Source organism: Candidatus Eisenbacteria bacterium (genome assembly GCA_016235265.1).
Lineage (GTDB): Bacteria > Eisenbacteria > RBG-16-71-46 > RBG-16-71-46 > JACRLI01 > JACRLI01.
The window spans coordinates 136,372-155,939 of record JACRLI010000014.1 but is presented as its reverse complement, the minus strand read 5'-3'; the positions used below and the strand labels follow the sequence as shown (position 1 = coordinate 155,939).

Here is a 19,568-nt window from a genome sequence, read left to right as displayed (position 1 = left end):
CGGCCAGGCTGGTCCTGGCCGGAATACCCCCGACGCATGGCCTCGAGGTATCGATTTTCCTTCAGGGAGGAGTCACTTGATGATTCGCAATCACCTCGCCGGCGCGCTGGCGCGCGCCGCCCTGCTGACGGTGGTCCTGGGTCTCGCCGCCGGGCAGGCCCGAGCCTACCCCGGCATGGACAAGAAGCCGGCCGCCGCCCCGCAGGGGCACCCGACCGTTTCCGGAACCAAGTTCGTGTACGACTGCCCGCGCCCCGGCTGCGTCTTCGAGAGCAGCGGGCCCGGTACGTGTCCGCACCACGGTCTCAAGCTGGCGAAGATGTCCACGATGTACACCTGCCCCACGGACAACCAGCCGGTTGCCGGCCCGGGCAAGTGCCCGCGCTGCCCGATGGACGCGAAGCCGCACAAGTTGTCGGCGGAAGTGGCGAAGAGCGCCGCGCCCGCGGCGAAGAAGCCGGCTCCCAAGGCCCGGCCCGCGAACGCGACCTAGGAGGGCGGGCCGCAGCCCGCGCAGGCCGCAACCCGGACGTGACACGCGGGTCGCGCCCGGAACGCGAGGCGCGGACCGCAACCCGGGTGTGAGGCGCGCTATTGCGCCGGCAGCGCGTTCTTCCGCGGCCGCTGCAGCGGGTCCAGGAAGCGCTTGCGCACCCGCAGGAAGCGCGGCGTGACCTCGGCCAGCTCGTCGTCGGCCAGGAACTCCAGCGTCTGCTCCAGGCTCATGACCCGCGGGGGGATCAGCTTGGTGGTGTCGTCGGAGCCGGCGGCGCGCATGTTGGTGAGCTTCTTCTCCTTGGTGATGTTCACGTCCATGTCGCTTTCGCGCGCGTTCTCCCCCACCACCATGCCCATGTAGACCTGGTCGCCGGGGGACATGAACACCTCGCCACGCTCCTGCATGTGCTCGATGGCGTAGGCGGTGCAGCGGCCGGAGCGGTCGGCCACCAGGGCGCCGGTCTTGCGGGTGGGCATCGAGCCCGTCCACGGCTCGTAGCCGTCGAAGATGTGGTTCAGCAGGCCGGTGCCCCGGGTGTCGGTGAGGAACTGGCTGCGGAACCCGATCAGCCCGCGCGAGGGAATGCGGAACTCCAGCCGCACGCGCCCGGTGCCGTGGTTGACCATCTTGGTCATGCGGCCCTTGCGGGGCCCCAACTTCTGCGTCACCACCCCCACGAACTCCTCGGGGCAGTCGATCACCACCATTTCCATGGGCTCCATCACGGTGCCCTTCTCGACGTGGGTGATCACCTCGGGGCGGCTCACCGAGAGCTCGAAGCCCTCGCGGCGCATCATCTCGATCAGGATCGCCAGCTGCAGCTCTCCGCGCCCGGACACCTTGAACGCGTCGGGCGTCTCGGTGAGCTCCAGGCGGATGGCCACGTTCGAGAACACTTCCTTCTCCAGCCGCTCGCGCAGATGCCGCGAGGTGACGTACTTGCCGTCGGTGCCCACAAAGGGCGAGGTGTTGATGCTGAAGATCATCGAGACGGTCGGCTCGTCAATGTGGATCGGCGGGAGCGCCATGGGGTTCTCGGGGTCGCCGATGGTGTCGCCGATGCCCAGGTCGGCCACTCCCGCCAGCGCCACGATCTCCCCGGCGTGCGCTTCCTGCACCGGCACGCGCTTGAGCCCCTCGAAGGTGTAGAGCGCCGTGATCTTGGCCTGCGACTGCTGCCCCTCGCGGTTGATGAGCACCACCTGCTGGGCCATCTTCACCGTGCCGCTCACGATGCGCCCGATGGCCAGCCGGCCCACGAAGTCATCGTAGTCCAGGGTGGTCACCTGGAACTGAAGCGGCTTCGCGGGATCCACCTTGGGGGCGGGGATGTGCTCGAGGATCGCCTCGAACAGGGGCTTCAAGTTGGAGTCCGGGCCCTCGGGCGACATGCGGCAGGTGCCGGCGCGGGCGTTGGCGTAGATCACCGGGAACTCCAGCTGGTGCACGTCGGCGTCGAGGTCGATGAACAGGTCGTAGACCTCGTCCAGCACCTCCACGGCGCGGGCGTCCTTGCGGTCGATCTTGTTGATCACCACCATCGGCTGCAGCTTGAGTTCCAGCGCCTTCATCAGCACGAAGCGCGTCTGGGGCAGCGGGCCCTCGGAGGCGTCCACCAGCAGCAGCACGCCGTCCACCATGGTCAGGGTGCGCTCCACCTCGCCGCCGAAGTCGGCGTGGCCGGGGGTGTCCACGATGTTGATCTTGTGGCCCTCGAAGTGCACCGAGGTGTTCTTGGCCAGGATGGTGATGCCCTTCTCGCGCTCCAGGTCGTTGGAGTCCATGACCCGCTCCTGGACGGTCTCGTTGGCGCGGAAGGTGCCGCTCTGCCACAGCATGGCGTCCACCAGCGTGGTCTTGCCGTGGTCCACGTGGGCGATGATGGCGATGTTTCGGAGGTCGTCACGACGGGTCAAGGCGGGGTGCTCCTCTGGTCCGGGTTCGGGATGGGCGCGTTAGCCTGCTGCGCTCCCGGGGCTACCCGGTGAGGGCCATGCCGGCGGCGGCCGCAAACGGCGGCCGGCGCCCGGGGAATCATGCTTCGCGCGGAACGCTGTAGGATAGCATATTTGGGGCGACCGTGGGGCGGGCGATGCCGCCCCACGGGAGGGGGCCACCTGGGGTATCCTATTCGGCCAGGGAGGAGGCGGATCCATGCGGCCCGGCAGGCTCGACCACCCAGAACAGCCAGATCGCGGACCCGCCGCCCGGGGAGCGGCGGGGATGATGTCCCCCGTCACGGCCCACGCCGTGCGCGCAGCGCTCCTGCTCACGCTGCTCGTGCTCCTGGCCCACTCGCTCCTCTATCTCTTCCTCACCGACGACGCCTTCATCTCCTTCCGCTACGCGCACAACCTGGCGCAGGGCCACGGGCTGGTGTTCAACCCGGGTCAAGAGCGCGTGGAGGGCTACACCAACTTCCTGTGGATGGTGCTGCTCTCGGCGTTCGACCGCGCGGGCCTGGCCCCCGAGAAGGCGGCCCACGGGCTGAGCCTCCTGGCCACGGCGTTGCTGTGGGCGGTGGTGGCGGCATTCGCGTGGCGCGCGCGGAAGGCGGGCGGGCCGGCGTGGATCGTGGTGTTCGCGCCGCTGGCCCTGGCACTCACGCGCAGCGTGGCGGTATGGAGCACCGGCGGGCTGGAGACGCGCCTCTTCGAGCTGCTGGTGGTCGGCGGGACGCTGCGGCTGCTGGTGGAACTGGATGCGGAGACCGAGGGCCGGGATCTGCTCCGCCCCCTCTCCCCGCTGCTCTTCGGCCTCGCCGCGCTCACCCGTCCCGAGGGCCTGCTGCTGATGTTCTGCGCGCTGGGAGCCGCGGCCGTGGCGCTGCGTGCGCGCGGCCGGCTGCACATTCCGTTCTTCCTGCTGCGCGCCGCCCCGGGGCTCGCGGTGGTGGCTTCGCACGTGGCGTTCCGATTCGCGTACTACGGCTCGTGCCTGCCCAATACCTACTACGCCAAGGTGGGCGGCGGCTCGTGGTGGGGCCTGGGCGGGCGCTACCTGCTGCAATTCGCGCTCGAGTACGCGGCGTGGGCGTGGATCCCGCTGCTGGTCGCAGCCGTGGCGTGGCACCGCGCGCGCGGGACGTCGCGCGTGCCGCTCGTAGTCGCCGCTCTGATCCTGCCGCACGTGCTCTACGCGGCCGCCGTGGGCGGCGACCACTTTGAATACCGTCTGATTGATTTCTACTTCCCGCTGGTGTTCCTGCTGCTGGCGGATGGACTACGCCGCATCGCGGCCCTGCCCGCGGGACGCGCACTGGCCGGCGCGTGCGCGCTCCTGATCCTGGTGGGTACAGTGGACCTGCCGCTGCAGTCCCACCTGCAGTATCCCGGCAGCTACCTTCCCGGCTACCCCGGGCGCTGGAGCGAAAAGCCCGAAGCGGCGGGATTCCTCGATGCGGACCGCGACTACCTGCACCGGTTACCCGGCCTGCGCCAGTTGGCGGCGCTTCACCGCTCGCTCATGGACGATCTCACGCGCCACCAGGTCGGAATACGGGCGGAGGAGCATCGGCTATTCCTGGACACCGTGAAGCCGGAGGGTCTGCGCCTCGCGGGCCTGGTGCGGGCCGGGCTGCTCCCGCGCGACGCGCACGTGGCCATGGATTGTGTCGGCGCGATCCCCTACTACTCCGGCGTGCGCACGCTGGACCGCCTGGGCCTGACCGACGCCTGGGTGGCTCGCCACGGAGACGTCGCAGCGGAGATGCTAGCCCACCGCCGCCACGCCACGCTGGAGTACGCGCGCAAGGCCGGCGTGGACCTGTGGGACGCCGGCAGCGCCCACCTGCTGTGGCGCGCGGACGACCCCGTGTTCTTCACGGAACTGCTGGCGGCCGAGCGCGCTCCCGGGAGCACCTACGCGGCCCGCGTGGACACGGCATGGTGGATGCTCGCACGACTGCCCATGGGCGAGGCGGCAGCGGGGCGCCGCATGCCGCGCCTGGACTTGCGCCCGCTGGACCGCGCCCTCACCCGCGAGATCCTGGCCGACGCAGTGCCCCTGATGCGTGAGAGCCTGCGACGGGATCCGACGAACGAGAAACTCGAGTCGCGACTGGCCCGCGTGTGCCTGCTGCGCGGCGACGACGCCGGCGCACTGCCACTGCTTCGACACGCCGTGGAGCGCCATCCGGAGGATGGGCGCGGCTGGGACCGGCTGGCCACGTGCCAGGCGCGGCTGGGGGACTTTGCGGGGGCCATTCGCACGCTGGAGGCCGGCGTGGCGGCGACGCGGGGTCGGGGGGAACCGGGGACGGCGGCGCGGCTGGAGCGGGCGACCGGACTGCTCAAGGAGGCAGGAAGGGAGTCTGATTCGGCCCTCTCCAAGTGATATTGACACCGGGATGGAAGAGCGTACTCTTATTGCCAATCCTCGATGATGAATCTCCATGGCCGTCCTCCCGCCGATCGGTGAAACCGCTCGGAGTGCTCACATAGTTCCGAACAACCCATCCTGGACGAGTTCGGGACATTCCCTATTCAGTGCGGACGAGGTCCCGGTCCCCGTCACGGCACCGGCGCCTCGCATCGCCCCCACATCATAAGGAGGCGTCATGGCCGCGTTGCCGCCGGACTGTCAGGCCGTCCCACCGAGTTCTTCCGTGCGCTTTGCACGGCAACGAACCAAGGCGCAGAGCCGGCCGCGGGCTTCGTGCCTCCCGCGACTCCCGATGGTCATCCTGCTCCTCGCCTGGATGATCCCCGCCTGGGTCGAATCCACCTTCGCCTTGAGCTACCTCCAGGGCTCCGCGCCAGCCAGCTACAATGTCGGGCCTGGCGGCATCACCATCGAGGCCTGGGTCCAGATGCGCTCCCTTCCCGGATACGACCCACGCATCGTGATCGCCACCAGCGAGCCAGTGGGCTCGCACACCGATCCCATGGAAGTGTGGCAATGGTACGTCTGCAAGTGCAGTTCCTGCCCCAAGGGCTCCCTGGGATTCGGGCTGACACATGACCGGTGGTCACGCCACGAACTCGCCTCCCGCACCAGGATTGACGACGGCACGTTTCACCACTTCGCCACTACCTACGACGGTCAGGTGATGCGAATCTACGTTGATGGCGTACTCGACACTTCGAAGACCGTGGGCAGCGTTACGGTGAATGTGGGCGGCGGCGGAATGGTAGTCGGGCAGAGCATCGACTATGGCAATCCGATGGACGGACAGGTCGACGAGCTCCGAGTCTGGGACCATGCCCGGACCGCCGCCGAGATTGCGGCCTCATACGGATCCGAGATCTCCCCTTTCTCGCCCGGCCTGATCGGATATTGGCGCCTGAACGACGATGGCACGGATCTCGCCGGCACGAATAGTCTGACCGCGGGCGGCGGCGCAAACTACATTCCGTCCGGAAGGCTGGGCTCCGGAAACGTGTGCTTTTCGGACGTGAGCACGACCTGCTACATCTCCGGCATCGGCGGAGCCTGTGCGGGTCTGGGCCCAGACGTCACACCACCGAGCCTGCAGACGACTGTTCCTGCCTCGGGCGACAGCGTCTACGCGGGTGAGGCGGTTGCCATGACGTGGCAGGCATCAGACCCTTCATCTCCGCGTTCTGCAAAAGTTGATTACTCCCTTGATGGCGGCATGAGCTACATACCGATCGCCGGCTGGTTCCACGATACCGGCGGGGCGTCCATCGTGAATCCCCCCGTCCCCCCCACGGGGGGTCTGCTGCGACTTCGGATCCGGGATGCCGCGGGAAACGAGTCCAGCGCGACCTTCCCGATCAGGCCTGAAAGGGTCCCGCCCTGGGTGCAGCTTTCCGTGCCGAATGGCGGTGAGATACTCGCCGCCGGCGTTTCGTTTCCGATTCACTGGTCCGCGACGGACAACCAGGGCGTTACGTCCGTTGACATCGAGTTCTCTTCAGACGGCGGGGCATCCTACAGCGCGATCGCGCTCGGAGCGGCGTCAACTTCGCCCTACTCCTGGAACTTTCCCAGTGACACCACGGAGTCGGGCAGGATCCGGATCACGGCCTGGGACGCTGCCGGAAACGCCGCATCCGACGTCAGCGACGCGAACTTCTCCATCCGCCTCGACAGGGTGCCGCCAACGGTCCACCTCACCACACCCAACGGCGGTGAAGTCCTCGCTGGGGATTGCATCACCACTGTCCGCTGGACGACCAGCGACGATGTCGGGGTGTCACGGGTGGATCTCGAGTTCTCAGTCGACGGCGGGGCGACCTTCGTTCCGGCCGGCTCGACATCCGGCACCACCGAGTTGGCCTGGCAGGTACCAAACGTCACGACCTCGACCGGCGTGATGCGCATCACAGCATGGGACCAGACAGGGAAGTCATCGAGTGACTCGAGTGACCAGAACTTCTCCATCAACGCGATCTCGCCTGTCTACTATCCATGGACGGGACACTACTACGAAGCCGTTCAAGGACACACGACCTGGGAGGAGGCCAGGATCGCGGCCGCAAAGCGCGTGTACAAGTGCGTTCCGGGCCACCTGGTCACCATCACCACAGCGGGCGAGAACAGTTTCGTGTTTGGCCCGAGCGTGCCTGGAAACAAGATGGGAATGTGGTTGGGTGGCTTCCAGAACCATGAATCGAGATACTACCTTGAGCCGCGGGGTGGCTGGCAGTGGGTGACCCGGGAGCCGTTCATCTACTCCCTGTTCGCCTTTGGTGAACCCAACAACGACAGTCCGAACTCGGATTTCCTAGAGTCCATGATCACATGGACTGCCGGAAGCTGGAACGATGAGCCCGCCAACTCTGAGTTCAACTTGGGCTACATCGTGGAATACGATGTGCCGTTTCCCGTCGTTGGCGGGATCTCGGGCGGTGGCAGCCCCGGCATACCTGGCCGGCTACGTGAGATGGGGGCAGGCCCGGGCCAGGCTGCGGCGGAAGTTGATCCGCGTGGCTGCCTGAGCCTGGCCGGGGGCCACCCCAGGGCAAGCGGGCGCCTTCCCGAATTCAGACTGAGCATGGGCGCGGTTCCAGGCACGGCCAAGCTGACACTGCTCGACGCGCAGGGCCGCCATGTGGCGAATCTGTTCGAGTCCCACCTGCAACCCGGCGAGACCATCACCATCCCCGCGAGCGGGGCGACCGCCGTGGGACGCCGGATCGCCGCCGGAGTGTATTTCCTCCAATTCACGGCCCCCGGCGTAGATCGATCACTGAAAGTCATGATCCTGCAGTAGCGCCCAGGCCTTTGCCCCGCCCCCGCCTTCCCCCCAAGGCGGGGGCGTGCTAGGTTGCCTGCCATGCCCATCCACACGAGCACCCCCGAAGAAGCCCTGCCCTTCTACGCCCGCCGCTCGGTGGCCCGCGCCTCCGAGGGCATGGTGGCCTGCTCGCAGCCGCTGGCCGCCGTCGAGGGGCTGCGCGCGCTGCGCGAGGGCGGCAACGCCGCGGACGCCATCGTCACCATGGCCGCCATGCTGTGCGTGGTGGAGCCGATGTCCACCGGAATCGGCGGCGACGCTTTCGCCATCCACTGGAGCGCCGCCGACCGCAAGCTCCGCGCGCTCAACGCCAGCGGCCGGGCCGGTTCGAAGGCCACCGCCGCCGCGCTGCGCGCGCAGGGGTTGGACCGCGTGCCTCTGACCGGCGGGCGGTCCATCAGCGTGCCGGGGGCCGTGTCCGGCTGGGCCGCGCTGTTGGAGAAGTGCGGCACCTGGAAGCTGGACCGCTGCCTGGCGCCGGCCATGGAGACCGCCGAACGCGGCTTTCCCGTCACCGAGCTGATCGCCGCCAGCTGGGAGAAGCTCACCGAGAAGCTCCGCGCCAATCCCGAGGCCGCGCGCGTGTATCTGCCCGGCGGCCGCGCGCCGCGCGCCGGCGAGGTCTTTCGCAACCCGGACCTGGCCGCCTCGCTCAAGCGCATCGCCAAGGGCGGCGCGAAGGCCTTCTACCATGGCGTGATGGCCGAGGCCATCGCCGCGGAGTGCGCGAAGCAGGGCGGCTTCGTGGAAGCGGAGGACCTGGCCGGACACAAGCCGGAGTGGGTGACCCCGCTGTGGGCGCCCTACCGCGGCCACTACGTGGTGGAGTGCCCGCCCAACGGACAGGGCCTGGCGGCGCTGCTGGCGCTGCGCGTGTGCGAGGGCTTCGACCTGCGCGGCATGGGCGCGCTGTCGCAGGCGGCGTTGCACGTGGAGATCGAGGCCATGCGCCTGGCGTTCGCCGACGCGCACCGCTTCATCGGCGATCCGGCCATGGCGGCGGTGCCGGTGGCCGAACTGGTCTCCGAGACCTACAGCGCCACGCGGCGCGCGCTGATCCAGCCCGAACAGGCGCTCAAGATGCCCACCGCCGGCATTCCGCGCGGCGACAACACCGTGTACCTGTGCGCGGTGGACGGCAGGCGCGACTGCGTGAGCTTCATACAGAGCCTGTATTATGGATTCGGATCCGGCGTGGTGGTCCCCGGCACCGGCATGGCGCTGCAGAATCGCGGCGCCGGCTTCACCCTCGAGCCGGGCCACCCGAACGAACTGGCGCCGGGCAAGCGGCCATTCCATACCATCATCCCCGCCATGCTCTTCGACGCCCCACCTGACGCCACGGACAGCCCCGGCCCGCTGGCCGTCTTCGGCGTGATGGGCGGGCCGATGCAGCCACAGGGCCACCTGCAGGTGGTGACGGGGATGCTGGACTTCGACCTCGACGTCCAGCGGGTGCTGGAGCTCCCCCGGTTCCGCGTGGAGGAAGGCCGCGTGCTTCTGGAGTCGCTCGTGCCGGGCACCAGCGCCGACGCGCTGCGGGCATTCGGACACCGCGTCGAGCACGACGACACGCTGATGGGCGGCTTCGGCGGCGGGCAGATCATCCGCATGCGGCGCGACAATGGGACACTCGAAGGCGGCAGCGATCCGCGCAAGGACGGGCTCGCGATCGGATACTGACACGTGTGCGCGAGCCCGCGAGCCGATTCCACCCCGCCAGGCCGGGGACACGGGAACCCGGCGGCAGAGCCACGGCCGGAGGAGCCAACAGCGAAGGCAGGGCCAGCCTGGCCCTGCCTTCATGTTCGTAGTCGCCGTTCCCTGCCGAGCCGGGTGGCTCTATTTCCCTCTGCGCCTCGACTTCGCCAGGCCTGCCAGCGCGGTTCCGAAGAGGAGCAGGGTGGCCGGCTCCGGAATGGCGGCCGAGGGCTCCAGCAGTTCCACCTTGTCAATGAAACCACCCGAATAGGCGCCATTCGGAAGGAACCTGAGCGTCCGCACCTCGCTGGTGGGAGGAATGAACGTGGCCCCGAGGCCCCTCCACAGCGTGCCGCCGTACACGTCCATCCCCGCCGTCGAAACGACTCCGGACAGGACGGTTCCCGAGCCTGACCCCAGGAAGTAGGAGATCTCCGTTGTCGAACCCCCGCCGCCGCCGTTGAAGAGGAACGAGAATTCGTAGGCCGTGCCGGCGGTCAGGAAGACATCCTGCGAGATGCCGGATCCCGTTCCCACCCCCGGATTGAGGTCGAACCACTGGTTTCCATCACCGCTCGACACGGCTCCGGCATAGCCCTGCACGGCAATGTCCCCGGTGCCGGTCCAGCCAAAAGGCGTGACGTCAATGAGGTACGGACTGCCGGGCGGCACCACCGGATTCTCGAACCCGCCATTCGTGACCAGGTTCATCGCGCCGGCCTGGCCGGCGACAAGGAGCGTTCCGAGCATGAGCACGAACCACAGCTGCTTCATGGCGATTCCTCCTCCTGGTGCGTTCGAGGCGGGTGAGCCGGGCTGCCGCCGTCCCCGCCGTCAGTACCATCACGTTGCCCTACTACCATCTGCAAGTATGCATTATCATCGGGCGTGCCGCAAGCATGCCGCGTCCCGCACTCGCCCGAGGCGGGCGAAGTCGGTCGAGGTCGTTGAGCCCGACGCCGGCACACACTTCAAACGAGGTGACGAGTGAGCCCCAATCAACAGTCCCTGGCTGCCTGGATTGACGCCCACACCCGGGCCATCGAGCCCAAGGCCTTCGCCGCCCTGGACGCCGAGTGGAAGGCCAACACCACCGGCCGCGAGGACGACCAGGCCCTGAGCGCGCGGCTGCAGGCGGAGTACATCCGCCACTACGGGAGTGCCTCCGACTTCGCCGAGCTCAAGGCGTTCCGGTCCCAGGGCACCCCGGAGGACCCGCTCCTCGCGCGCCAGCTGGACCGGCTGTACCGCGCCTACCTGGGCAACCAGATGGCCCCCAAGGTAATCGAGGAGCTGGTCAGGATGCAGAAAGCCCTCGAGGGGACGTTCAACAACTTCCGGGCGGAACTGAACGGAACACCGGTCACGGACAACCGGATCAAGGACATCCTGCGCGACGAGACGGACAACGGCGCGCGGCGGGCCGCGTGGGAGGCCAGCAAGCAGATCGGCACGCGCACCTGCGCGGGCATCCGAGAGCTGGCGCGCCGGCGGAACATCGAGGCGAAGCGCCTGGGCTTCCGCGACTACTTCGCGATGGGTCTCGAGCTCCAGGAACTGGACGAGACGCGGCTGTTCGACACCTTCGCGAAGCTGGAGCAGCTCTCCGACGCGCCGTTCACGGCGTGGCGCGAGCAGCTGGACGAATCCCTGGCGAAGCGCTTCGGCGTGCGGCCCTCGGAGGTCGGCCCGTGGCACATGGCGGACCCTTTCTTCCAGGAGGCGCCCCCCAGCGACGTGTCGCTGGACGGCTACTTCGCGGAGAAGAAGCTCGAGACCCTGGCGAAGACCCACTTCGACGGCACGGGAATGCCGGTGGACGACCTGCTGGCCCGCGCCGATCTCTACGAGCGCGACGGCAAGTGCCAGCACGCGTTCTGCATGAGCATCGACCGGCGCGACGACGTGCGCGTGCTGTGCAATCTCAAGTCCAACGAGAAGTGGATGGGCACGCTGCTCCACGAACTGGGCCACGCGGTGTACGACAAGTACTGCGACCGCGGGCTGCCGTTCCTGTTGCGCGAGCCCGCGCACATCCTGTCCACCGAGGCCATCGCCATGTTGAACGGGCGCTTCACCCATTGCCCCGAGTGGCTGGAGAAGATCGTCGGCGTACCGGCGACGGAAGCCAGGGCGCTGGGCGTGAAGCTGCGCCGCCACCTGGGCCGCGAGTTCATGCTGCTGACCCGCTGGGTGATGGTGATGACCCACTTCGAGCGCGACCTGTACGCCGATCCGGAGGGGGTTCCCGATTCGCGCTGGTGGGACTACGTGGAGCGCTTCCAGAAGCTGGCGCGCCCCGCGGGCCGCAACGCGCCCGACTGGGCCTCCAAGATCCACCTCGCCGTGGCGCCGGTGTACTACCAGAACTACCTGCTGGGCGAGATGATGGCCTCCCAGCTGGCGCGCCACGTGTCCGGCCGCGTCCTGGGCTCCGCCGACGGCGCGCTCGGAGCGCTGGTGAACCGCAAGGAAGTCGGGGAGTACTTCGTGAACGGCCTGTTCGCCCTGGGGGCGCGCCATCCCTGGGAAGTGACCCTGGAGAAGTGCACCGGCGAGGGTCTCAACCCGGCGCACTTCGTGGCGGAGTACGCCGGCTGATGGCCTCCGCCGGCGCCGCCGACCGGTTCGCGGGCCACACGAAGCTGCACCTGGGGTGCGGCCCGCACGTGATGGAAGGCTGGGCCAACCTCGACCTCGAGGCCGGCGAAGGCGCCATCGCCTTCGACCTCACCCGGCCCCTGCCCCTGGCGGACGGCGCCATCACCCACGTGTACTCGGAGCACTTCCTGGAGCACCTCACCCGCGAGCAGGGCCTGGCCCTGATGCGCGAGTGTCACCGGGTGCTGGTCCCGGGCGGGGTGCTGCGCGTCAGCACCCCCGACCTGGCGAAGATGGTGATGGAGTACCTCATGAGCCGCACCACCGAGTGGCGGGACATGGAGTGGAATCCCGCCACGCCCTGCCAGATGATGAACGAGGGCATGCGGCTGTGGGGGCACCAGTTCCTCTATGACGAGAAGGAGCTGCGGGCGATGCTGGTGGAGGCGGGGTTCGAGGCGGCGCAGCGACTTGCGTGGCGGCAGAGCGGGCGCGCGGAATTGCGCGGCCTGGAGACCCGGCCGTACCACGGGGAGATCATCCTGGAGGCGGTGAAGTAGGGCGGCGCCAGGCCGCCCTTCATCCCGCCGGCGCGGGCGGGGTCACGGCCTGCCGTGCCTTCGCTCCCATGATCATCATCCAGAAGATGATCGGCACCTCCCCGAGGTAGAGCGGCATCAGGAGCCGGAATATCATGCGCTTGTGCTCCGGGAAGAGCACCCCTGTGACGCTCGACACCATGTACGCCAAGCCCGCGATCATCAGCAGGACGCCGAGGATCCGGGGGAAGAAGCGGGACTTGATGACGAGGATGCCGAAGGGAAGAAGCCACAGTCCCCAGAAGGCGGTGACCACCCCGGCGCAGTCTCCGTGCAACTTGAGCGCGCCCAACGCCAGGGCATCCAGCTGGGGCTTGGTGAACACCGACATGTAGTCGGTGCCGGCCAGGAGCATCAGGGGGACGAACTCGAGGAGCAGGTTGGTGAACGCGAGCGCGATGCCGGTGGACACCAGCAGGACCATGAGCATGCTGTGGAACCGGCTCGCGTCCCGGAGCAACCGGTACAGGCCCGCGACCAGGAAGATGAAGATCACCAGGGTGGCGATCCCGAGCAGGATCCCGAGGCGGTAGGTGGGCTCGCCCGCGGTGATGTTGCGGGCCGTGGCAGCGGCGTCGCCGGGCACCATGAATCTCGGAAACAGGAACTCGCCGACGATTCCCAGGATCATGAAGATGAAGTAGAGTGCGCCGATTCGATGCGCCATCGCCTTGGTTGAGTTCACGGCCTGCCTCCGGGTGGATGCCGACTCCCGCGCGGGGGCTGTTTCCGCGGACCGGGATGAGTGACGCGCAGCCCGGAACGTCCCAGGCGAGTCCGAACCAGTATACGCTCCCGCCCGCCGGGGAGTTTCAGCAACGCGCGGGCATCCCGCACCCGCCCCGGGCGCGCCCCTACTTCACCCGGACGACCTTCGCCACCCCGGCCTCCTGGCCGCATTCCACCCGCAGCCAGTACACCCCTGAAGCCGCCCACCCGCCGCCCGAAGCGGCGCCATCCCAGATCAGGGTGGTCTCCGTCGGACCCGCCGGAAGCCCCCACGCCCGCAGCACCCGCCCCGACACATCCACGATCCGGGCCCGGCGCGCACCCAGTCCGCCGCGCACGCTGAATTCCACACCGCCCGCAGACACTGCTCCGCCCAGTGCCCGTACCGTCAGCGGCCGCGCCCCCGGACGTCCCGGCCCGGGCACCGCCGTCGGCGTGCCCAGGTCGAACGCGATCCCGCCCGGCTTGAGGCCCGTGCTGACCGGTGTGGACGTCTTCTGCACCCCGCTGGCGGCGTCGAAGACCCGCACCCCCGGCGCGGACGATGACCGGTCCGCCACCCACACCTGCCCCGCGTCGTCCACGTTGACGTCCACCAGCACGAACCCGCCGGGCGCGTAGATCGTCGCCGTGCGCCGGTGCGTGGAGAGATCGAACCTCACCAACGCGGTGTTGAACGATGCGTCCGACACGATGGCGTAGCCCTCCGTTCCGGAGGTGAACCGGAACAAGTTGATGTCCGCATGCAGGGAGTCCTCCCGCACCGCGAACCCGCCCGCCGTGAGGCCCACCGGGTCGATCCCCTCGATGCCCCCGTCGAGCACTCCGTAGTCCCCCGTCTCACCCACGTACAGCCGGCCGTCGGCGCGGTTGAGCAACAGCGGCGTGTTGGGGTTGGCCCCGGTGAGCGGGATCGCCTGCTTTCCGGGCAGCGCGGGATTGGCATCCAGCACCGTGTCGGCGTCGGTGTCAATCACCACGACCTTCCCGGGCCCCGTCGGCGCGTAGAAATTGGCCCGGTCGAGCAGTTGCAGCGACACGAACAGCCGCTTCCCCACCACCGCGGCCTGGTCCATCTCGGGAATCCCGTCGGCGTCGGCGAAGGCCGCGAAACTGACGGTGCCGGTGTGCGCGCCGGTCTGCGGGTTGACCACCCACAGTTCGGGGCTGTCATAGCGCGTCACGTACGCCTTCGTGGTTGAGACGAACGCGATGTCGTGCGGATTGGAGCCCGCGCCGACCGAGAACTGCACCACGATGTGCCACGAGGGCACCGGGTCCAGCACCTGGATGTTGTCCCCGCCCGCGCGGTTGACCACGTGAAAGCGACCTCCGTGCCAGCGCACGACGGCGTCGCTGCCCGTGGTGGCCACGTTGTCGTGAAGGGTCCACGGCGAGTTCAGGCCCACGTCGGCGGCGCTGCCACTCACGCCGTAGTCGGTGGTGACCACCAGGGCGCGGGTCGCGGCCCGCGCGGCCGGCACGGCCGGCGTGCCCAGGAGCAGGATCGAGAGGATGGCCAGGGATGCGGTGCGCATGGTGCGGTTCCTTTCAGGGCAACTCCGGCCGGCGGCCGGCGGGTGCGTCGGGCCCGGTGGAGCCGGGCGCGGAGGTCCATCGGAGAGTGAGCCGGGCGGTTCGGCCCGGAAGCGGGTATCCAAAGAGATCGGAGGCGCGACGGTCGGTCAGGTTGTCGAGCGCGAAGCGCAGGGCCAGGCCGGCGGGTTCGATGGGCGCCTCCAGCTCCAGCGCCCACAGGGTGCGCGAAGCGGCCAGCGAGCCCTCCGCGTGGGCGCGGTCCAGCCAGTTGCGGCCCACGTGTTGCGCACGCAGCGTGGGACGCAGAGGGCCGGCATTCCACATCGCCCGGGCAAACGCCTCGAACTCGGGGCGGCCGGGCAGTTGCTTGCCCGCGCGGGTGACATCGCCCGACTTGTCCACGGCGGAAAGCCATGTGGCCGAGGCCTCGGCCTCCAGCGCCCCGAGCGCGGCGCGGGCGCGCAGTTCCTCCCCCGACACGCGCACCCGACCGCTGTTCTGCGGGATGGCGGTCCGCTGCGAGTTCTGCTCCGGCACGATGGCGTCGGTGACCGTGCCCCAGAAGTACGCGCCTTCCAATTCGAAGGCACTCGGGCCCCGCGCCAGCCGCCACGCGAAACCGGCATCCTGGCTGGTGCCGCGCTCCGGGCGCAGCGAGGGGTTGCCCACCTGTGAGCCCTCGACGCCGAAGCGTTCCGACATGCTCGGAAGCCGCTGGTAGACGGCCGCATCCGCCTTGAGCCACAGCCCGGGCAGAGCGCGCACCGAGACGCCCGCCACGGGCAGGATGCGCGATTCCATCGCGCCACCCATCGGAGGCGTGGCTCGCCCCATGCGGTCGATGGTGGAACCGCGGTCCGCCCACCACTCGGCGCGCGCCCCGGCGGTTGCCTCCAGCCGCTCGCGCTGCAGGGAAGCGCGCGCGCCCAGCACGCCCGAAGATCGGTTGGCGCCGCGCGCCGTGCGCTTCGGCAGCACGAACTCCGGCGCCCAGTGCTCCACCGTCTGCTGGATTGCCGCTCCCAGCTCCGCGCCACGCCCCAGCCTCCGCGTGCCGTGCAGTCGCGCCCCGAGCACCTGGTCGGTGCTGCGTGATTCCAGGTAGCCCACCTTCAACTCGCCGCGCGGGTCCTCGAAGTGCGCTTCGCCGCGGGTGTAGAACGCCTCGGCGCTCAGCAGCCCGGCGCTTTCCCGCTCCCACAGGCGGGCGCGGACGCGGGCCGCTCCGCCCGAGGAGCGGAAGCGCGAGTGGTACGCCTGGAAATAGCCGGGTCCCGGCAGGCCCTGCGCGGAGGAGAAGGCGTAGGCGCCCACGGCGACACGCCCGCGCGTCGCCAGCAGCGAACCGCGCCACCGGTCCAGGTCGTTGTTGACGCGGACCACGCCGGTGTCGTCTCCCGCTTCGAACCACGTGCCGTTGTCGCTGCGGTAGGCGAAGTCTCCGCGGTAGGTCTCGTGCGAGAGCGCGAAATGGGCCGTGGCGCCGGCCGCGAGCAGCGAGGCGCCGAAGGACTCCTGCCGGTCGCCGTACGAGCCCGCCGCCATGGCTGCCCGCGCCCGCACCGCGCGGGAGGTGTCGCTCACCAGGTTGACCGCGCCCCCCGGCGCGCCCGCGCCAAGTTCGAAGGGCACGTGCCCGCGGTGCACCTCGATGCGCGCGAGGCTCTCGTAGGGCAGGTCGTTGAGGTTCACCGCGCCGAACTCGCTCCAGCGCAGCGGCACGCCGTCCAGGTAGTAGCCTACCTGGGCCGCCGAGCTGCCGCGGATGGAGAGCGTGGCAAACGCCCCAGGCCCACCAGTGGTGCTCACGTGCAGGCCCGGGGCGCGCCGCAGCTCCGCGGCCACACCCCCATCCCGGGCGCCTCGGGGGCCCACCGTCAGCGCGGTGGAGAATCCCGGCGAGCGCGCCAGCCGCTCCGCGTCGGACGGGCGCGGGGCCACCACGCGGACGGTGTCGAGGACCATGGGCGCGGCGCGTGCCGCGGCGGGGCCGCACGCCAGGGATGCGCACGCGAAGAACGCCGCGGCGAAGCAGCGGGGCTCAGGCAGCGGACGTGAAATGAGTGGACGGGATGAACCGGGTGCGCGCGAGCGCCGGAAGCAGGACACCTTCGATCTCCGCGGATCGAGCCGCCCGGCTTCACCGATGGCACGGGCAGCTGGAACGCGGCAGGCCGCTGCGTTCCTCGAAGACCCGGGCAGGTCTCCTGACTGAGGGCTCGACGCGGGCGTCGCCTTCCCGGCTCGGCGCCAGTGGCTTCATGACACCCGCTTGCCCATCACAGTGGCGGGACCGTGGGGGAATCGCACCCCCTTCCCTTTTCACCCGGAAATCCGGGCACCCGGGAATGGCAGGGCTAACGGTAGACCCCTGCGGGGCCGCGAGTCAAGGAGTGCGTGGTCACAGGGCGCCTGGCGAGGGAGCATCAGCGGGGCCGCTGCAGGGTGACCACCCGCCTGGCAGTTGCGACCGGTCCGCAAAGAAACCGCCCGCCCCGCGCTCGCGGGACGGGCGGAGAACCACTGATGGGATGCCGGACTCAGGAGTGACGTCGGCGCAGGGCCACGAGGCCGACCATCCCGCCGCCCAGCAGAATCAGGGTCCGGGGCTCGGGGACCGGTGCGGGAGTGCCGTTGGCGGCGTCAATGCTCGCCCACTCCTCGAACCCGTCGTTGGTGGCGTAGGCCCCGCCGGTGGCGCCGAACTTGGAGTACAGGTACAGGTACTTGCCGGCGTAGGGCTGGACCAGGCTCTGTGGCAGGTAGGCGAACATGTCCCCGGCGCCGCTGCCGCTCTCCAGCGAGTAGTCGAGGTAGATCTTGTTGTCCGAGCCCATGTCGTACACCAGCGTGCCGAGGGAAGCCAGTGAGGAGTTGCTGTGGATATCCGGCGCGTCCGCCGCGTAGATCTTGAGCTTGTCCAGCGACAGCATCGGCGAGTTGCCCGTCTGGTTGATGTCCAGCAGGAAGCGGATGGACGGGGTGCCCTCACGGTCCACGACCCCGAAGTCGTCGAACTTGATCGAATGAGTGAACGAGGCGCTGCTGTTCACGTGCGCCAGGTCCCCGGAGAGCGGGCGATAGTCCGTGTTGAAGCCCTGCTCCCAATCGGAGTGCTGCAGCCTCACGAACGGGTTGATCACGCCGCTGCCCGTGGACTGGTGCTCCACCTGCTTGAAGTACGCGCTGCCGATGAAGCCGCTGGCGCCCAGCGTGGTGAGGTCGAGGATCGTCGCGCCGGACGGCTGGACGGCGAACGCCGCCAGGGCCAGGCACAGACCGGCGACCGAGAGTCTGCGCGTGCACGAGGTCATGTCGGGACTCGCCTCCTTACAGTGCCTCCCGCGCCACCGGGGTGGGCGGAAGTGGGCACGGGGATGGTGCAGTGCGATGGGCTCGGGGCCCTTTCCTACGCAGAGTAGTTTACCAAATATGTTCATAAGAAGAAACAGATATTTACATGTGAGAACATCAGATAGGCCAATCATGGCCGAATCCGAGGCTGGTACTTCGAGGAATGTGTCCGGGGGTTCGGGGTTGAGTGGGTGGGGCGGGGGACCTGGACCGGAGGGCACAAGCGACTGTCGTCTAACGAGTTATCCAGAGATCCTGCGGAACCGGTTGGTCGCCAGCCACATCACGGCGCAGCCCATGGCCAGCAGCGCCCCGTATTGCGGCCACAGCGCGTCCAGCCCGGCCCCCTTGAGAAAGATGCCGCGGATGATCTCGAGGTAATGACGCAGCGGGTTCAGCAGCGTGAACCAGCGGAAGGCCGCCGGCATGCTGCTCACCGGGAACATGAACCCGCTCAGCAGCATCATGGGCTGGAACACCAGGAACGTGGACATGAACGCCTCCTGCTGCGTCGTCGAGATCGAGGAGATGAACAGCCCCAGCCCCAGCGCGGTCATCAGGAAGCACAGGCTGGCCAGCAGCAGCAGCCCCAGGGCGCCCGTGAACGGGATGTGGAACCACAGCACCGCGGCGCCCAGGATCAGCGCCTGGTCCAGCAGCCCGATGAGCGCGAACGGGATGGTCTTGCCGGCGATCATCTCCCAGGGCTCGAGCGGGCTCACCCGCAGCTGCTCCAGCGTGCCCAGTTCGCGCTCCCGCACCACCGCGAGCGAAGTCAGCAGCAGGCACACCAGCAGGATGATGGTGCCCACCACCGCGGGGATGTTGTAGTTCCGGCTGGCCAGGTCCGGGTTGAACCACGCGCGCTCGCGCACGTCCACCGGGGGGACGAAGCGCGAGCCCGCCACCCTGGCGCCGTAGGCGGTCACGATGCGCTCGGCGTAGCCCTGCGCCACGGTGGCGGTGTTGGAATTGGTGCCGTCCAGGATCACCTGCACCGTGGCCCCCTCGCCGCCCGCGGTGAGCGCACGCGCGAACCCGGGCGGGATCTCGATGCCCACCGTCGCGGAACCGTGGTCCATGGCATTCACCAGGTCCGCGGAGCGCTCCGAGCGGCCCACGATCTTGAAGTAGCCCGCCGCGGTGAACGAGCGGACCAGTTCGCGCGACGCCCGGGTGTGATCGTGGTCCACCACGAAGGTCCTGGTGTGCCGGATGTCGGTGCTCACGGCGTAGCCGAAGATGATCAGCTGGATCATCGGCGACACCAGCACCATGCGCGCCAGGCGGGGATCCCGGAACAGCTGCCGGAATTCCTTGCGCACCATCTCGCGCACGCGCT

Annotated in this window: 13 protein-coding genes and 1 riboswitch; of the genes, 6 read left to right on the top strand and 7 right to left on the bottom strand. The window is 68.9% G+C overall.

Translation table 11 applies throughout. The annotated features are described in order from the left end of the window. Window positions 1-79 precede the first annotated feature (79 nt). Entirely contained in the window at window positions 80-493 is a 414-nt protein-coding gene (locus HZB25_07215; GenBank protein ID MBI5837016.1) for a hypothetical protein, read from the top strand. 98 nt (window positions 494-591) lie between these two features. Here HZB25_07215 and typA read toward each other — a convergent pair whose 3' ends face one another. Then, window positions 592-2,415, bottom strand: a complete 1,824-nt coding sequence (gene typA, locus HZB25_07210) for a translational GTPase TypA (GenBank protein ID MBI5837015.1) — start codon at window positions 2,413-2,415, stop codon at window positions 592-594. A 307-nt stretch (window positions 2,416-2,722) separates the two neighbouring features. Here typA and HZB25_07205 point away from each other — a divergent pair, with 307 nt between their 5' ends. The 3 genes from HZB25_07205 to HZB25_07195 all read left to right on the top strand — a co-directional run bounded on the left by HZB25_07205 (window position 2,723) and on the right by HZB25_07195 (window position 9,386). After that, window positions 2,723-4,834: a hypothetical protein gene (locus tag HZB25_07205; GenBank protein ID MBI5837014.1), complete on the top strand. Its 2,112-nt coding sequence runs from the start codon at window positions 2,723-2,725 to the stop codon at window positions 4,832-4,834. A 340-nt stretch (window positions 4,835-5,174) separates the two neighbouring features. Continuing rightward, a complete protein-coding gene (locus HZB25_07200) occupies window positions 5,175-7,679 on the top strand; it encodes a hypothetical protein (protein MBI5837013.1) in 2,505 nt (834 codons plus the stop codon). Window positions 7,680-7,742: 63 nt separating this feature from the next. Further along, window positions 7,743-9,386: a gamma-glutamyltransferase family protein gene (locus tag HZB25_07195; GenBank protein MBI5837012.1), complete on the top strand. Its 1,644-nt coding sequence runs from the start codon at window positions 7,743-7,745 to the stop codon at window positions 9,384-9,386. Window positions 9,387-9,545: 159 nt separating this feature from the next. Here the strand turns inward: HZB25_07195 and HZB25_07190 are convergent, their stop codons facing one another. Further along, window positions 9,546-10,178 (bottom strand): PEP-CTERM sorting domain-containing protein, encoded by a 633-nt coding sequence (locus tag HZB25_07190; protein MBI5837011.1) that lies wholly within the window; start codon window positions 10,176-10,178, stop codon window positions 9,546-9,548. 213 nt (window positions 10,179-10,391) lie between these two features. On the opposite strand from HZB25_07190, the gene HZB25_07185 reads away from it, so the two are divergent. Further along, on the top strand, window positions 10,392-12,005 hold the full coding sequence (locus HZB25_07185; protein MBI5837010.1) for a M3 family oligoendopeptidase: 1,614 nt from the start codon (window positions 10,392-10,394) through the stop codon (window positions 12,003-12,005). Continuing rightward, entirely contained in the window at window positions 12,005-12,565 is a 561-nt protein-coding gene (locus tag HZB25_07180; GenBank protein MBI5837009.1) for a methyltransferase domain-containing protein, read from the top strand. Before HZB25_07185 ends, HZB25_07180 begins: the two co-directional genes overlap by 1 nt. Window positions 12,566-12,584: 19 nt before the next feature. On the opposite strand, the gene HZB25_07175 is transcribed toward HZB25_07180, so the two are convergent. The 5 genes from HZB25_07175 to HZB25_07155 form a co-directional block, all read right to left on the bottom strand. Continuing rightward, the gene (locus tag HZB25_07175; protein ID MBI5837008.1) at window positions 12,585-13,289 is read right to left on the bottom strand and encodes a DUF4386 domain-containing protein; all 705 of its coding nucleotides are present in this window, start codon (window positions 13,287-13,289) and stop codon (window positions 12,585-12,587) included. Between the two features lie 169 nt (window positions 13,290-13,458). Beyond that, window positions 13,459-14,871 carry a hypothetical protein gene (locus tag HZB25_07170; protein ID MBI5837007.1) on the bottom strand — a complete coding sequence of 471 codons (1,413 nt, stop codon included), beginning with the start codon at window positions 14,869-14,871 and terminating at the stop codon, window positions 13,459-13,461. A gap of 13 nt (window positions 14,872-14,884) precedes the next feature. Then, on the bottom strand, window positions 14,885-16,837 hold the full coding sequence (locus tag HZB25_07165; GenBank protein ID MBI5837006.1) for a TonB-dependent receptor: 1,953 nt from the start codon (window positions 16,835-16,837) through the stop codon (window positions 14,885-14,887). A gap of 214 nt (window positions 16,838-17,051) precedes the next feature. After that, window positions 17,052-17,233, bottom strand: a riboswitch (cobalamin riboswitch). Between the two features lie 179 nt (window positions 17,234-17,412). Further along, window positions 17,413-18,186 (bottom strand): PEP-CTERM sorting domain-containing protein, encoded by a 774-nt coding sequence (locus HZB25_07160; GenBank protein ID MBI5837005.1) that lies wholly within the window; start codon window positions 18,184-18,186, stop codon window positions 17,413-17,415. 282 nt (window positions 18,187-18,468) lie between these two features. Beyond that, window positions 18,469-19,554, bottom strand: a complete 1,086-nt coding sequence (locus HZB25_07155; GenBank protein ID MBI5837004.1) for an ABC transporter permease — start codon at window positions 19,552-19,554, stop codon at window positions 18,469-18,471. Window positions 19,555-19,568 lie beyond the last annotated feature (14 nt).

What these genes read in the sequence shown, in the direction of transcription:
- HZB25_07165 (MBI5837006.1), bottom strand. Translation starts at nt 16,837, where the DNA reads ATGGTCCTCGACACCGTCCGCGTGGTGGCCCCGCGCCCGTCCGACGCG.
- HZB25_07160 (MBI5837005.1), bottom strand. Translation starts at nt 18,186, where the DNA reads ATGACCTCGTGCACGCGCAGACTCTCGGTCGCCGGTCTGTGCCTGGCC.
- HZB25_07180 (MBI5837009.1), top strand. Translation starts at nt 12,005, where the DNA reads ATGGCCTCCGCCGGCGCCGCCGACCGGTTCGCGGGCCACACGAAGCTG.
- HZB25_07200 (MBI5837013.1), top strand. Translation starts at nt 5,175, where the DNA reads ATGGTCATCCTGCTCCTCGCCTGGATGATCCCCGCCTGGGTCGAATCC.
- HZB25_07155 (MBI5837004.1), bottom strand. Translation starts at nt 19,554, where the DNA reads ATGGTGCGCAAGGAATTCCGGCAGCTGTTCCGGGATCCCCGCCTGGCG.
- HZB25_07190 (MBI5837011.1), bottom strand. Translation starts at nt 10,178, where the DNA reads ATGAAGCAGCTGTGGTTCGTGCTCATGCTCGGAACGCTCCTTGTCGCC.
- HZB25_07215 (MBI5837016.1), top strand. Translation starts at nt 80, where the DNA reads ATGATTCGCAATCACCTCGCCGGCGCGCTGGCGCGCGCCGCCCTGCTG.
- HZB25_07205 (MBI5837014.1), top strand. Translation starts at nt 2,723, where the DNA reads ATGATGTCCCCCGTCACGGCCCACGCCGTGCGCGCAGCGCTCCTGCTC.
- HZB25_07195 (MBI5837012.1), top strand. Translation starts at nt 7,743, where the DNA reads ATGCCCATCCACACGAGCACCCCCGAAGAAGCCCTGCCCTTCTACGCC.
- HZB25_07170 (MBI5837007.1), bottom strand. Translation starts at nt 14,871, where the DNA reads ATGCGCACCGCATCCCTGGCCATCCTCTCGATCCTGCTCCTGGGCACG.